Here is a 16,007-nt window from a genome sequence, read left to right as displayed (position 1 = left end):
TTTTAAACAAAGTTATGGATGCTTTTTTAACGATAAATCGGCACTGATCCGCTCAACCGTTTGATTATCAAGAATATACCTTTTCATGATAAATGCGACAAGCATACTACCTATTGCTGGGTAAAGGGTAAATGAAATTAAGATACCCGAGAGCGTGTGTTCACTGAGTTCGGTATTGGCTTCATAGCCATAAAATGCCAATAACCAACCTGCAATGGCACCGCCAAGAGCAAGGCCAAGCTTAATAAAAAAGACCACGCTTGCGTAGACTAGGCCTGTTAGCCTTTCACCGGTTTTCCATTGCCCATAATCTATGGTGTCGGCCATTTTTGCCCACAGTAACGGAGTTGCCATTTGCGTGAAAAAACACCACAAAAAGTACACCGCAAAGGCAAGTGCAAGTTGTTCGCCTGGCAACCAAAATGCCACGCAACTAATTGCCGCAGAGATGTATTGCAAACGAATATAGGCGGTTTTCTTATCAACGCGTTTACTAAGAGGGTTTGCACAGGCACAGCCCAGAATATTACCTATCATGCCGATGGTAACAAAGTAGGTGACCAGCTCGGCTTCACCAAGTACATATTTTACATAGTAAATGGCAAGGGTGGTGCGCAGTACCATACTGGTTAACAGCATAAATGCAGCAAAGCACAATACTTTAAATGGGCCATTTTGCCATAGCGTGTTCATGCGGGTTTTCCAGCTCAACGATGAGCTGTTATGCGCCGCTACGCGCTCTTTGGTAAAGCGAAAACAAATTAAGAATAAGATCACACCTAAGCCGCTCATCAGGGCCATAGTGAGTTGGTAGCCCGTGGCGTTATCACCTTTGCCAAGCCAGTTTACCAAAGGCAAAGTACAGGCACTGACAATTAAGCCGCCCAGCATACCAAACACAAAGCGATAAGATTGAATGGATACTCGCTCTTTAGGGTCGCCACTTAATACCCCACCTAACGCTGAGTAAGGAATGTTAATCGCGGTGTACACCAGCATCAGCAAAGTGTAAGTGACAAAGGCGTAAATGACTTTGCCTGACTCAGGTAGATCTGGTGTGGTGAAGGTGATCATGCTGATCACCCCAAATGGTAAAGCGAGCCAGAGTAAGTAGGGGCGATAGCTTCCCCACCTAGTGCGAGTTGAATCGGTTAAGGCTCCCATTAATGGGTCGGTGATGGCATCAACGACTCTCACCACCAAAAACAAGGTGCCAACAATCACGGGTGAAATACCAAAGATATCAGTATAGAAAAAAGTTAAAAATAACATCACCGTTTGAAAGATGATATTACTTGCTGTGTCGCCTAATCCGTAGGCTATTTTTTCTCTTTTTGTCAGCATGTGTGTTCTCGATTGTTGTTATTTTTATCGCTGTTTGAGTAGCGCGCGATATTGTTTTGCGCTTTCTTTTAAAATGCGTTGTTGGCTTTGGTAGTCAATATAAACTAACCCAAAGCGCTTTTCGTAGCCATAGGCCCACTCAAAGTTGTCCATTAAGCTCCACGCAAAGTAGCCTTGAATATCGACGCCTTGGCGAATTGCATCACACACTGCATTTAAATGAGTGTGATAATAATCTACGCGTTCTATGTCGTTCACTTCACCATTTTCTAATGTATCGGCCATGGCTGCGCCATTTTCGGTAATGTACATTTTTGGTAAATCATATTGCTGATGCAATGATACTAAAAGCTCAGTTAAGCCTTGAGGATAAACTTCCCAGCCCATATCGGTAACACGAACATCCGCAAGGTTTGCTTCTTCAAACCAGCCATCAGCGGTATTTTTGTAGTGTATGCGGGTATAATAGTTAACGCCAATAAAGTCGACGGCTTGACGAATAATTGCCATATCGCCAGCAATAATAATTGGTTTAACTTCATCTGCTAAATCATCCATTAAAGAGGGGTAAGCACCTTCTAAAACCGCTTTGATATACCATTGATTGTGGTATTGATCAGCAAGCTCTGCGGCTTTTTTATCATCTTCGGTTAAAGGATACGTTGGGCTGAAGTTTAATACGATACCTGCTTCTGTGTTTGGGCAGTTTTTACGTAATACTTGCATAGCAAGGCCGTGGGCGAGTAGTAAGTGGTGCGCTGCTTGTCGGCCAGCTTGTTGTGATTTTATGCCAGGTGCATGTACACCCACTTCATAGCCTAAATAAGCGCTACAAAATGGTTCGTTCAAGGTGGCGAATGAATCAACCAAATGGCCTAAATGTTGAGTAACAAGTTCGGCATAGTCTTTAAATTTATAGGCTGTTTCGCGATTTAACCAGCCGCCATTATCTTCAAGGTATTGAGGTAAATCCCAGTGATATAAGGTGACATAGGTTTTAATGTTACGCGCTTTTAAAGCCGTTAATAACTGAACATAAAACGCCATACCTTGCTCGTTAACCGAGCCATCTTGCTGCATGACCCTTGGCCACGAAATAGATAAGCGGTAAGCATCGACAGCCAAATCTGCAATCATCTCGACATCTTGCTGCCAACGTGCAACATGGTCACAAGCTACATCGCCATGGCTTTGGTCAGCAATAGCGCCAGGCTTTTCGCAAAATGTATCCCAGATACAATCAAGGCGCTTATCGCGTGCCCCTTCAATCTGGAATGAAGCTGTTGCCACACCGAACGTGAACTCGGGCTTGAGTAAAGATGAATCTGGTAACAGTGAAATTGATTTATACACAGTAGATACTCGTCCTTCGGGTTAAGTGTAAGGCTTAGTAAATTAGAGCTTAGACTCAGTTGTAAGCGCTTACAATTTTTCTGCAAATAAATTGCTAAATATGATTTATATGTTATAAATGTAAGCGCTTACATTTAATGTTGCAACATATTTCGCTATTTGCTGTTAGTGATTAAGTATTAAACCTTGCTGTAACAAACTGATAAATATAATTAACTAGAGAAGAAAATTATGGCTCATGTTTCAACCCCTGTGTCGGCTGCTGCAAGCCAAGCAGATATGCCTAAGCAGCACTTTGCGCTGGCATCATTGACCACATTATTTTTTATGTGGGGATTCATAACCTGTCTGAATGACATTTTAATCCCTTATTTAAAAGGTATGTTTTCACTTAACTATACGCAGGCTATGCTCATTCAATTTTGCTTCTTTGGTGCGTATTTTGTGATGTCGATCCCTGCTGGAAAGTTGGTCAGTCGTATTGGCTACCAGTTTGGTATCGTGGTTGGTTTAGTGGTCGCAGCCGTGGGGTGTGCGCTGTTTTACCCAGCTGCGGTTGCCCATGTGTACGAATTATTTTTACTAGCCTTGTTTGTCCTTGCCTCGGGCATCACGATTTTACAAGTATCTGCCAATCCTTATGTAAGTGTACTTGGTCCGCAAAAAACAGCATCTTCGCGTTTGACTATGACACAAGCATTTAACTCTTTAGGAACCACGGTTGCACCAATTTTTGGTGGTTGGTTAATTCTATCTGAGGTTAGTCAAGCCACCGCAGAAGAAGTGAAACTCCCTTATTTAATGTTGTCGTTAAGCTTGTTGGTACTTGCGGTTATCTTTGCATTTTTAAAATTGCCAAAACTAGGTAAAGAAAGTGATAGCGAAGCGGCACATCAAGATTTAGAAGATTTTGTTGATTTAGGCAGTGTTTGGCGTTACCGCCACCTCATTTTAGGTGCTGTAGGTATTTTTGTGTATGTGGGCGCAGAAGTGGCGATTGGTAGCTTTTTGGTGGGCTTTTTGACCCTAGATAACATTGCTGGTTTACCAGAAAATGAAGCTGCGCATTATATTAGCTACTACTTTGCAGGAGCCATGGTTGGCCGTTTTATTGGTGCAGTTGTAATGCAGAAATTTAATGCAGGCAAGGTGTTGGCATGCCATGGCTTGTTGGCGGTATTGTTAGTATTGATTGCTATGACGGGTGAGGGCAGCCTTGCTATGTGGGCAATTTTGCTTGTGGGATTATGTAACTCGATTATGTTCCCAACCATTTTTAGCCTTGCTTTACACGGCCTTGGAAAATACACCTCAAAAGGATCAGGCATTTTATGTTTAGCGATTGTAGGGGGGGCGATTATTCCATTACTACAAGGCGTATTAGCAGATTCTATTGGCGTGCAAATGGCGTTATTCTTACCAATCGCCTGTTATTTATATATTACTTACTTTGCGCTGGTTGGCTCAAAAGTATCAACTCAGACTTCATAGGTGCAAAAAATGAAATTGAAAAAAACATTCACTCTCTGTTCGTTAATGATGGCAAGCGTCAGCATGCTAGGTTGTACTGGACAAGATAAGGTGACCAACGTGAGCACTGAGCAAGAAATTTGGCCAAATATCGAAACGGGCATTGCAGCAAATCCAGAAATGGAAGCACAAATTGCGAAAATGTTGGCAAATATGACCCTTGAGCAAAAAATTGCGCAAATGATCCAGCCAGAAATTCGCGATATAACCGTTGAAGATATGCGTAAATACGGCTTTGGTTCTTACCTCAATGGCGGTGGCGCATTCCCTAATAATGATAAACATGCCAGCGCTGCAGATTGGATTGATCTTGCTGAAAAAATGTATCAAGCCTCAATTGATGACTCGCTCGATGGCAGCTCAATTCCGACTATGTGGGGTACCGATGCCGTGCATGGTCACAATAACGTAATTGGTGCGACATTATTTCCACATAACATTGGTTTAGGTGCAACAAACAACCCTGAGTTAATCGAAAAAATTGCCGCCGCTACCGCGCAAGAAGTGATGGTAACTGGTATCGACTGGGTATTTGCACCAACTGTGGCTGTTGTTCGTGACGACCGTTGGGGCCGAACTTATGAAGGCTATTCTGAAGACCCTGAAATTGTAAAAGCGTATTCAGCAGCCATTGTTAAGGGGTTGCAAGGTGCGGTTGATGACGACTTTTTATCTGATAAACGTGTGATCAGTACGGTTAAACACTTTTTAGGTGATGGCGGCACAGAAGGCGGTGATGACCAAGGTAATAACACGGCATCTGAGCAAGAGTTATTTGATATTCATGCGCAAGGTTATGTAGGCGGCTTAGGTGCGGGGGCGCAAACCGTAATGGCGTCATTCAACAGCTGGAATGGTGAAAAAATTCATGGCAGTAAATACCTACTTACCGACGTGCTAAAAGATAAAATGGGTTTTGATGGTTTTGTTGTTGGTGACTGGAACGGCCACGGTCAAATTCCGGGTTGTACTAATGGCAACTGTGCGCAGGCTGCAAATGCGGGTCTTGATGTGTACATGGTACCGACAGATGCATGGAAACCACTTTACGAAAACCTTATTAAGCAAGTTAAAAGTGGCGAAATTGCACAAAGCCGTATCGATGATGCAGTAACACGTATCTTACGTGTAAAAATGCGCGCAGGTTTGTTTGATAAGCCAAGCCCTGCCAAGCGTCCGCTTTCAGGTAAAACAGAGATCATTGGTAGTGCAGAACATCGCGCAGTTGCAAAACAAGCAGTCCGTGAATCACTAGTACTACTGAAAAATAAACAACAGTTGTTACCGCTATCAGCAAATGCAAATGTATTAGTTGCCGGCCAGGGCGCAGATAACATTGGTATGCAGTCAGGTGGCTGGACAATCACATGGCAGGGTACAGGTAACGAAAATAGTGACTTCCCGGGTGGCTCTTCAATTTTTGATGGGATCAAAAATACAGTTGAGCAAGCAGGAGGTCAGGTTCAATACAATGTGAATGGCGAATTTGAATCTAAGCCAGATGTCGCGATTGTGGTGTTCGGTGAACAGCCGTATGCAGAAGGTAATGGTGATTTAGATAACCTTGAATACCAACGTGGTAATAAAACTGATTTAGCCCTGCTTAAAAAGCTAAAAAAAGCCGGTATTCCTGTGGTGTCGCTATTTATTAGTGGCCGCCCAATGTGGGTGAATGCAGAGTTGAATGCTAGTGATGCGTTTGTCGCAACTTGGTTACCAGGCAGTGAAGGTGATGCAATCAGCGATGTTATCTTTAAAAAGCAAGATGGTTCTATCAATCATGACTTTAAAGGTAAGTTATCGTTCTCGTGGCCAAATAACCCGGTAGGTAACCAAAACCGTGGTGATAAAGATTACGCGCCACTATTACCTTATGGCTTTGGTTTAACTTACCAAGATAAAAATACATTAGCAGATGACCTTAGCGAAAAATCACAAGTTGCCGCTAAATTAGAAGACTTAGTATTATTTGAACGTGCCGTAAAAGCACCGTGGTCACTGCAACTACAAAGTGGTTCTGAGCAACAAGCCATGACCAGTAGCCGTGCAGCCCTTAACGCTGTTAGCGTAAAAACCTTTGATAAAGACGTACAAGAAGATGCGCGCGCAATCAGCTTTAATGGTAAAGAAGCGGCTGCGGTTCGTTTAATGGCTGCGTTCCCATCGGATTTACGTTCATACGTTGAAAAAGCGGGTCAACTGCAAATGCAGATTAAGGTAGACCAAGCTGCTGATGCGCCGCTAATGCTAGGTATGCAATGCGGTGAAAACTGTGACGGCCAATTTGATATTAGCAAACAGCTTAAAGCAGTAAATGATTGGCAAACACTAACGGTAGATTTGAGCTGCTTTGCAGAGCAAGGTGTGCAGCTTGGGCAAGTATTCTCGCCTTGGCAATTAGCCACTGAAGGTGCATGGCAAGTATCAATTGCTAAACTATCAGTAACGAGCGTGCACACCGAGGACGCAACAGTCTCATGTCAGTAAAATCGTATGCTGTTATTTTGCTAACAGGTGCGCTTAGTGCCTGTCAGCAAACCCCTGCGCCTGTCAAAGCCAGCCTAGGAGAAGGCTGGCAGTTAGTTTGGCAAGACGAATTTTCGCAAAATGATCTCGACCTAACTAAGTGGCAACACGAAGTAAATTGTCGAGGTGGCGGTAATGATGAGCAGCAATGTTATACCGCGCGTAGCGAAAACAGTTTTGTTAAAGATGGCCTATTGCATATTGTTGCTCGCCAAGAGCAATACACTGGGCCATTGCATAATAGCGATGAAGTGAGTAGCGATGCTGAGCGAGAAAAACAAGCGACTCAGCCGTTCACTTCTGCACGTTTACGCACTAAAAACTTAGCTGATTGGCGATACGGGCGGTTTGAAATTCGCGCTAAATTGCCAGCAGGGCAAGGCGCGTGGCCAGCAATTTGGATGTTACCAACTGATTGGCGTTATGGTCGCTGGGCATCATCAGGCGAAATAGACATCATGGAAGCAGTTAATCTAAAGACTCTCACTGATGACAAAACAGCGCCAGCTGGCAGCCTTGAAACGCGCGTACACGGCACCTTGCATTACGGTGGTCCTGCACCCAAAAATGTTTACAGCGGTTCGCCGTACCGTTTTAGCGAAGCTAATAACCCGGCTGATAACTTTCATGTTTATGCCCTTGAATGGCAGCAAGATGAAATTCGTTGGTATGTTGATGATGTTCACTATGCGACATTTCGCCACGACCAGTGGTATTCAACATCACAACAACAAGACGGCTCGTTTATAGAAAATACCGGCTTTGCTCCGTTTGATCAGCGTTTTCATTTACTGCTTAACTTTGCAGTAGGCGGAAACTGGCCAGCAAATGTGAATGCTAAAGGCGTTGATTTTGCAGGTTATCCTAAGCAAATGCTGGTGGATTACGTACGTGTTTTTCAATGTAGTAAAAATAGTGAAACAGGTATCGGCTGTGCAACAAAGCAGCCATCAGCAGTACAAATAAAGGGTAAGACCAATCCGCAATAGTACTTAATTAAGCGGGTTGCTATAAGTGAATTATGAACCAAGAGCCTGCAGATGCTTCGCCGAACTCGTTGCATCCGCTGGCTTTTGGTTCATTCTATCGGTTGAGTTTTTGCAGTAATAGCTGCCTTACTCTTCTGGCCGTTAGTTCGTCGATATCCGCTAATATCCCTTGCGCAGGCTCAGCAACGTGGCTTGCTAAATCCACATCATCAGCAAACACATAATGATTAAAGAGTTGCTGCCATTTCTGTTTATGCTCGTTTGGCAAGTCTTTAATTGCCAGCATACTGTGCAGCATGGCATCAAATGGGTTTGCTAAATACTCTGGGGCTTGTCGCCACCAATAGTTCACCAACACATTAAACGGACTGGTTGCACTAACCTGATGCCACCAAAGCGCTGGAATATAAATAGCATCGCCAGGGCCAAGAGTTGCCGATTGCGCCTTTGCTACAGCTTCTTTAAAACGTGGAAAGCGGCTGAAATCAGGGTTATCAAAATCAACCAAGCTAATCGCTTGCCCAGCGGGTGTAAATTCGAGTGGACCAACGTAAAGGTTATTGACCTGATCAGTTGGCAATAGTGTAAACGTACGCTTACCCGCAGCAACACAAGCTAGGTTATCGGCATTGTCATAGTGAGCCGCAATCTGACTATGATTTCCCACCCAGAGGCTGGTTAGGCAGTTATAATCGGTTACTGTTAATGGGTTTTCAACACTAAAGCCCGGAGCGCAATACTCCACAGCAGTAGAGCCCATATACAGTGAATCACTGTCGGTTTGTGTGAGTAAATGTGCTAATTTTTGCAGTACAGAAACTAAGTTATCGGCGTGCTGTGAGAAATTAAGCCCTGAGAAATCAGCGTTATAAAAATAGCGACCCTGATGAATTGCTTGGCTGCTAAAACTGCGTACTGGGGCGTTATTGGCAAGCCCTAAAAGGTAGTCTAAGGCGTTTTTAGAACTTTGTTTAGCTGCCATGACTTGGGGCCAATCAACGCAGAGATCTCTTATGACCAGTGGTTCAGTTTGCTCAGCTAAAAACACTTTTAGATCAGCAATGCTTGAAGCCTGGCATTCTTTTATTGGCGCAGCCGCAAACATTACTGCTGAGCCCATTTTTTATTAAGCAAATGAGGAATGTGCTCCATTGATGCCAGCACCATATAAATAGCCTGTAGGTCACCTTGCTGTTGTAACTGCTTAAGCTGTTCAGCGGTTAAGCCGTTTAGCACCTGTTGGTTAATAGTATAAAAGCCGCTTACTGTGACTTTTTCGCCATTTTTATCTGCATATTCAATACTGAAAGCTTCGAGTAAATTAACGCTAAGCAAACGCTCAAAAAACAGATTAATTGTTTGGTGTTCTTGATGTAACGCGTTAAGTACTTGAGCAATATGATTTAAGTATTCGCTATTTCCACCATGTTCAAGGAAAATGGCTTCGCCATCATGTGTGCTTATGCGTGGGCTGTCTAAATCAATATGTACCACCAGAGATTGCTCAGGAATACCGTTGTTATACTGGGTTTGTTGGCCAATTAAAAATGGCTGGCGCTGCATACTTAGCGGTAAGTAACTCAGTTGCAATTCGCCTTGCTCGTTTAGCAGCAAGTTCTCACCATTTTCAAAACCAAATAAAGCGAGGGCTTCGAATTGACCTGTTTGTGGGTGCTTACGAAATACGATAGGTTGATTTGCTTGAACTTTAGCAAACTCACTTGGAAATACGGTAGCGCAGCTAATATTGTCGCCCCAGTTAGCACCGCGTGTGGTGATCACTTTTAGGTCTTTATGGCTGATGTTATCAAGTAAGACATGATTGGCCATTGGGCCTCCTAATACTGAGATTAAATAGGTTGTATACCAAATTGCTGAATATGATTTAACAGCTCGCGGTTAGTGGGTAGTTGTTGTAATCCGCGTTTGGCTTGTTGTTGGTTAGCACTAAAATGCTCAATAATTGCCGCAGGCATTGCAAGTACAGGAAACTGTGGCAATTGCTTCATTCCATAAAGTACATACTGGTAACTGGCTGCAGAGAAGACCTCTTGAGCACGGTCAAAGTCGTTTAACCACGGACTTTGATATTGCCAAAGTGCTAAGTTTTCTTGAAGTTGCAGAGGAATTGAGTTTGCCTCTTTATGAGCTTGCCAATAAGGGCTTGTGCGCTTTGACAACACATAATGCAGCTTTAAAAACTCAATGATACGTTTCCAGCGATAATGGCACTGCTCATCAAAACGTTTTGCCAGTGTCGGCATTGCAGCACGATGTGTTGGGAAATTAGCAAGTAAGTTATTAAGGCCAAGCTCCACCATGACTAACGCTGAGGCTTCAAGTGGTTCAATAAAGCCTGCAGACATACCAATAGCTAAACAGTTTTTATACCAAAAACGGCGTCTATAGCCGGGCGTAAAACTAATTTCACGAAATATCAGTTCATTTTGTGCTGTGCCAGGCTGGGTTTTTGCAATGTACTGGCTAAGCGCTTGTTTCGCATCTTCGCTATTGGCAAAACGACTTGAGTACACCATACCCAGACCACGGCGGCTTTGTAAGCCGATATCCCAAATCCAACCGGCATCTTGCGCCGTGGCTTTGGTATAAGAAAGGATCTCTTGCTGCGGGTTTAAATAGGGCACCTGTACGGCAACGGCTCGATCGTTAAATAACACATCGTGTTGCTCGATTAGCTCTATCCCGTAATGTTGATGTAACAGCTTTGCGTGGGTGCCAGAGCAATCAATAAATAAATCACCCGCAATAGTGCCATGATCGCGGGTTTGCAATGAACTAATATAGCCATCTTCATCACTATTGATGCATTCAACATGACTGACGATATGCTCAACGTTTAGCTTGGTAGTGCAGTGTTGTTGTAGCAGCATGGCAAACTTACCAGCATCTAAATGATAGCCATAGTTTGCTTCACCTTGATAGGCACTATGTAAGTGGTTTTTCGGTGCTTTATGGTGATCGCATAAGTAGGTTTGGCTTGCCACCGCGTGGCTGAAACTCACGGCATCTTTGTTGGCAAACCAATAAGGTGCAATATTTAATTGCTGATATGCCACCGGTAAGCTGAACGGGTGGTAATAATGTGCGTCGCCTTCATCGTCGCACCAGCCATCAAAACGTGAGCCTTGTTTAAAAGACGCATCACAACGTTGAATAAATTCACTTTCGCTAATGCCGATGGTTTTTAAGGTTTGTCGCATGGTTGGCCAAGTACCTTCACCGACACCAATGGTGGCAATATCAGGCGACTCAATCAGGGTAATTTGTGCGTTGTGAGTTAAATGAGGCTGGGCAGCAATTAAACTTGCAGATAACCAACCTGCTGTACCACCACCTAAAATGACGACTTTTTTTACTTCATTCTTTTGCATGTTTAAGGCCATCTCAAATGCTATGTAGACAAACTAGCATAATTATGAAAAAAAAAGCCGCTGTTGAGCGGCTTTTTTGACAACAAAATGCTAGAACGAGTAGCGGAAGCCGATGTTGTAGCGCGCACCGTATTGGTTTGCACGTAACAGCTGCTCAGAGTAACGAACGTAAGTACGTTGCGTTTCATCTGTCAGGTTAAGGCCTTCAACAAACACAGTTAGGTTCTCGTTAACTGAATAGTTCACGTTGATATCCCACTGGCCATAAGACTCAGTAAAGATAGGTGAAGCATGTTGGTCAAAGCCTGTTAAGAACTCATCACGCCAGTTATAAGAAATACGAGCCGATAAACCATTTAAATCATAAATCGCAGAGAAGTTAGCTGAATCACTTAAACCCGGTAGGGCAAATTGATAGCCGATAGCATCTCGGTCTGCTTCAACATCACCAAATACGAAAGTCGCGTTAGCGGCAATACCAAAGCCAGAATCACCAAACATATGTTGCGCTGCTAGTTCCCAGCCCCATAGATTTGCTGTTTCAACGTTGTTATCACGCGATACGAAGAAGTTTGCTAGAGGATCTGTATCGTTACCAACGATAGGTGTGCCTTCTTCTGTGCCTTGGTTTTCGTTGATCTTATCGTGAATTGCTTGGTCAGATGGTTGCTCACCCGCTGCCGCTAAATCGTCACGCGCTTGTTCAGCACGATCACCGATGAATGGGTCTGTAATACCGTCAATAGTCTCTTCGGTTGTGATATTTACAAGGAAGTTATCAACTTGCTTACGATAGTAACCCGCAGACATATAGCTGCCTTCACCGTAGTAGTATTCAAGTGATAGGTCGATATTATCTGAAGTATAAGGTTTTAAGTTCGGGTTACCCACAGCCACTTTACGTTGACCCACTTTCGGGTTACCTAAGAATGACGTTGTTGAGCGAAGCGCGCCTACAGGAGGACGAGCAAGGCTGCGGCTGTAAGAGAAACGTGCAATAACGTCTTCAACTACTTCGATATTCATATCGATGCTAGGTAGAAACTCTTTGCTACTACCTTCACCGTTTGAGAATGAGCGTTCATCAGCGTAAATGTAAGACCATTCGTTACCGTTAACCCATTCCATTGCAACAGCAGGGCGCTCTAAGCTGTTTGCTGTAACATCTGTTGATTCGTAACGTAAACCCGCAGTGATGTTCACTGGCATACCGTTAAATTCTGTTTCGAAGTTAGCTTGTGCGTATACCGCCGTTGTTTCTTCGCTTACACGGTGGTCGTCATCGATTGGACCCGCTTGCACCATGCCGTTTACATCAGCAGGCCAGCTACATGCGCCAATACCGCCATCAGGGTGATCACAGTCAATGCTTTCGGCAATCGCGACAATCTCATCAAAATCAGCATCGTAGTAGTAATTTAATAACTTATCGCTACCACCACCAGAGAAGCCATCAAGTAAACCTGAGCTGTCGACACGAGTGAACATGCTGTCATCGTACCAATCCGCAGAGTTCAACCACCAACCAGCAGCAAGCTGACCTGAGTAGGCTGTTGTCGTACGGAAATCGATTTTAGTGTGTGATACACCAAAGTTAATGCTCGATAGAGCACCGCTGTCTTCGTTATACCACGTACCTTTTAACTGGTATTGGTCAAGATCGTTAGTGTTGGTATCTTTGTTTACACCGGCGAAAAGGGTTCCCATATCGCTCGGTAAAATTTCTGCTTGGCCATTGGTTAAGGTCATATCAATAAGCGGAATTTCGCCTTGGCTAAAGTCAGCCATTTTTTCGTCGATATTAACCGTTGGGTTTTCACACCATGAACATGATGTGTTACCAATGATCATAAACGCATCGTGGCCAATACCTACACCGGCACTTTCAGCCGATGAGTTATGCGCATCAAACTCAATGTTTAAATTGTCTGTTACTTGCCAATCAATGTTTAAACCAAGCGATTTATTTTCGTTGGTTGTTGCACCACGGTTTAAGTTTGTAGAGTAGTCACCACCAATTTCAGTTACCTGCGTGTAAGTACCTTTTTCATTGATAGTTGCTGCGCTGACGTTACCACCATTATTGAACCATACACCAAAGCTACGGCCATCTTTTTCAAACTCGAGTTTTGAGTAAGTGTAATCAACGGTTGCAGTAATGCGGTCATTCGGTGCGTATTGCAGCACAAGTTGACCATTGGTACGTTTACGTGAATTGTCTGAAAACGCGTAACCTGCATTTTGCGGATACCAGGTTGCGCCATCTGCGCGCTGGTTGTTATCTGTCAGTGCTAAATCAGGAGACGATGAAATATCAACATCTGGGATCCAGTTATCAACTGCCATTGATTGTTCGCGGTTATCACGTTCTTGAACTGAGCCTGAAATTAAAATCCCGAATTTGTCATCGTTGAATGTGTTGCTGTAGATACCTGAAAGCTCAGGCGTTACATCATCACCTGTTTCGTTTGATGTGTCGTGAACTGCTTTTGCACCAATCGAAGCGTGCAAACCAGGATTAGAAAGTGGTTTAGCTGTAGTGATATTAACTGTTGCACCAATACCCCCGCTAGGGATATCAGAACGCGCTGTTTTATATACTTCAACACCGCTCACACTTTCTGTTGCGATGTCACCAAAATCAAATGAACGACCGCCAGTTGTTGGCATTTGGCGATTGTTAAGGGTTACTAAGTTAAATTCAGGGCCAAAACCACGAACCGTAATTTTGCTACCTTCACCATTACTACGGTCAATAGACACACCGGTAATACGTTGCAAAGATTCAGCTAGGTTGGTATCAGGGAATTTACCAATGTCTTCAGAGGTAATTGCATCAACAACCCCCGCAGATTGACGCTTGATATCCATTGATTTTACTAGGCTTCCGCGAATACCTGATACTTGTATTACTTCAATATCACTTGCTTTGTCGGGCTGTTCTTCGGCGACAGCTGAGTGAGGAACTAGCGCGCTTAAACCCATTGCCATAGACAGGCTAATAGCAAGCTGCTTTTTCTTGAAAAGTGTGTGGTTCATGCAAATCTCCAGATTTGGTTTTATTTTATGTTGTTGTCTATTTTTGTAAGCGCTTACATTTCTTTTCAAAAAAAATCGCCGAACCCGATTTTTAAAATGTAACCGCTTACATTAAGTTATTAGAAAGTAAAACAATCGTCAACATAAATAACGCTTATAGTGAAAGGTAATATCTATGTTTATGTTATTATGAGAATTATTCTACCAATGGATTTACTTATTTTAGGTACGAAATTGGCGTGTTAATGCTAAAAATAAAAAATTGAGTCTTTTACATTTGTTAAAATGAGAGGTATTTGCGTGCAATCAGTGAAATGGAATAAAGAAGTATTCACCCCAAGCAAAATTATTTGCGTAGGTCGTAATTATGCTGCGCATATTGCAGAGCTTAACAATGAAACACCAACAAATATGGTGCTGTTTGCAAAACCAAATAGCGCCATCACAGATTCTCTTAATAGCGAACACTTAGGTGAGGCTCTACATTACGAAACTGAGCTTTGCTTTTTAGTTAAAGATAAACAGCTGGCAGCGGTTGCGCTTGGGCTTGATTTAACCAAACGAGGCTTACAAAGCACACTTAAAGAAAAAGGCCTGCCTTGGGAGCGCGCAAAAGCATTTAATGGTTCAGCGCTTTTTACTGAATTTGTTGCGGTTAATGCCAGTTGTCATTATCAATTTAGTCTAAAGATTGATGGAATAGACACTCAACTAGGCGATACAAGGTTAATGCTGCATAACGCAGAGCAAATCTTAGCTGAAATTAGTGATTTTATGGACCTAGAAGATGGCGACATCATTATGACTGGCACGCCTGAAGGGGTAGGGAAGGTTGTCGCAAATTCGAGCTTTGCTGTAACACTTATGGATGATCAACAGGAGCTGTTATCTCATCAGTGGCAGGCTCTTTAAGCGGGTCTAGAATAGAGCGCTGATAATAAGTTGAAAACTCAGGAAAGCTTTGTTCAAGCCAAATTCGTTGGCTTTGCTGGTATTTTTCACTCGGCAGTACTTTGTTTTTCAGCGCCTCATTGATTTCTGCAAGTACTTTTTCGGCATAATTATTAGGCGCATTTGTTGAGCAACCAATGGCACCAAAAACCACATTTTGAGTTGGATTAGCAATGCTGAGCTTTTGAATATTCTGTTGGTTTTGTTGATTGTAATAATCAGCAACAAATGGGTAATCAATTGTGTAATCAATGTAGCCATGCTCTAACTGCGATAGTAGCGCTTGGTTTGCATGGCTGCCGGTGCCACTTAATGCAGCACTCTCATAAAGCTTAGTATTTTTAGCTATTGCGTCCAGTTTACTGCCAAATTTTCGCGCATCATTTTGGCCATAAATAAAATTGGCATCAGTCAATAATGAAATTAATGACACTGGATTACCGTGTTTTTGCTTAATCTTTAGCGCTCTTTCTTCAGTACTTAACACGCTAAAGGATGGATAAACTGCAGTTGGAATAGAGTAAGTGGCACGGTTAGTTTTTTTATCTCGATGGATCATGCACGCGTAACACGCTAAGTGGCCATCATCGAGATATTTGCTTAATCGCTTAGGTGGCAATAGTGACTTTTGATGCTTAAAATTTGGCATTGCTTCAATCAGTAAGTCGGTTATGTTGTTGCACAAGCCACCTAAAGGATATTGCTCAGATTTATCAACAAAGAAAGGTTTGTTATCTGTTTCTAGCCAAGTTATAGAAAGCCGCTCTGAAGCATAGGTTATAGGAACAAGCACTATCACCATTATCATGCATAATATATTTTTTACGTATTTACTCATTAACAACCAAAAAAGTTAAATGCTGTGAATTACCATACACTAAAG

11 protein-coding genes are annotated in these 16,007 nt (G+C 43.0%); 4 read left to right on the top strand and 7 right to left on the bottom strand.

Translation table 11 applies throughout. The features are described from left to right. Positions 1-12: 12 nt before the first annotated feature. A complete protein-coding gene (locus tag L1266_RS06880) occupies positions 13-1,344 on the bottom strand; it encodes a glycoside-pentoside-hexuronide (GPH):cation symporter (protein WP_235377153.1) in 1,332 nt (443 codons plus the stop codon). 24 nt (positions 1,345-1,368) lie between these two features. Then, the gene (locus L1266_RS06875) at positions 1,369-2,697 is read right to left on the bottom strand and encodes a GH1 family beta-glucosidase (RefSeq protein ID WP_235377152.1); all 1,329 of its coding nucleotides are present in this window, start codon (positions 2,695-2,697) and stop codon (positions 1,369-1,371) included. 231 nt (positions 2,698-2,928) lie between these two features. On the opposite strand from L1266_RS06875, the gene L1266_RS06870 reads away from it, so the two are divergent. The 3 genes from L1266_RS06870 (at position 2,929) to L1266_RS06860 (ending at position 7,742) form a co-directional block, all read left to right on the top strand. Next, positions 2,929-4,188: a sugar MFS transporter gene (locus tag L1266_RS06870; protein WP_235377151.1), complete on the top strand. Its 1,260-nt coding sequence runs from the start codon at positions 2,929-2,931 to the stop codon at positions 4,186-4,188. Positions 4,189-4,251: 63 nt separating this feature from the next. Beyond that, positions 4,252-6,714 (top strand): glycoside hydrolase family 3 protein, encoded by a 2,463-nt coding sequence (locus L1266_RS06865; RefSeq protein ID WP_442960596.1) that lies wholly within the window; start codon positions 4,252-4,254, stop codon positions 6,712-6,714. After that, positions 6,705-7,742 (top strand): glycoside hydrolase family 16 protein, encoded by a 1,038-nt coding sequence (locus tag L1266_RS06860; protein ID WP_235377149.1) that lies wholly within the window; start codon positions 6,705-6,707, stop codon positions 7,740-7,742. Before L1266_RS06865 ends, L1266_RS06860 begins: the two co-directional genes overlap by 10 nt. Positions 7,743-7,836: 94 nt before the next feature. On the opposite strand, the gene L1266_RS06855 is transcribed toward L1266_RS06860, so the two are convergent. The 4 genes from L1266_RS06855 to L1266_RS06840 form a co-directional block, all read right to left on the bottom strand. After that, entirely contained in the window at positions 7,837-8,847 is a 1,011-nt protein-coding gene (locus tag L1266_RS06855) for a cupin-like domain-containing protein (RefSeq protein ID WP_235377148.1), read from the bottom strand. Beyond that, positions 8,847-9,572 carry a SapC family protein gene (locus L1266_RS06850; RefSeq protein ID WP_138616057.1) on the bottom strand — a complete coding sequence of 242 codons (726 nt, stop codon included), beginning with the start codon at positions 9,570-9,572 and terminating at the stop codon, positions 8,847-8,849. Before L1266_RS06850 ends, L1266_RS06855 begins: the two co-directional genes overlap by 1 nt. 20 nt (positions 9,573-9,592) lie before the next feature. Then, positions 9,593-11,134, bottom strand: a complete 1,542-nt coding sequence (locus tag L1266_RS06845; RefSeq protein WP_235377147.1) for a tryptophan halogenase family protein — start codon at positions 11,132-11,134, stop codon at positions 9,593-9,595. A gap of 90 nt (positions 11,135-11,224) precedes the next feature. Further along, entirely contained in the window at positions 11,225-14,173 is a 2,949-nt protein-coding gene (locus L1266_RS06840) for a TonB-dependent receptor (protein ID WP_235377146.1), read from the bottom strand. A 300-nt stretch (positions 14,174-14,473) separates the two neighbouring features. Between L1266_RS06840 and L1266_RS06835 the strand changes: the two genes are divergently transcribed. Further along, positions 14,474-15,085, top strand: coding sequence for a fumarylacetoacetate hydrolase family protein (locus tag L1266_RS06835; RefSeq protein WP_054552598.1), 612 nt, complete (start codon positions 14,474-14,476; stop codon positions 15,083-15,085). On the opposite strand, the gene L1266_RS06830 is transcribed toward L1266_RS06835, so the two are convergent. Beyond that, entirely contained in the window at positions 15,036-15,917 is an 882-nt protein-coding gene (locus L1266_RS06830) for an ABC transporter substrate-binding protein (protein WP_138600380.1), read from the bottom strand. The two genes, L1266_RS06835 and L1266_RS06830, sit on opposite strands and share 50 nt — an antisense overlap. Positions 15,918-16,007: the final 90 nt, after the last annotated feature.

Origin of the sequence: Pseudoalteromonas sp. Cn5-37 (assembly GCF_021532495.1) — a bacterium.
In the GTDB taxonomy this organism is placed as follows: domain Bacteria; phylum Pseudomonadota; class Gammaproteobacteria; order Enterobacterales; family Alteromonadaceae; genus Pseudoalteromonas; species Pseudoalteromonas simplex.
This window is presented reverse-complemented; position numbering and strand designations above follow the sequence as displayed.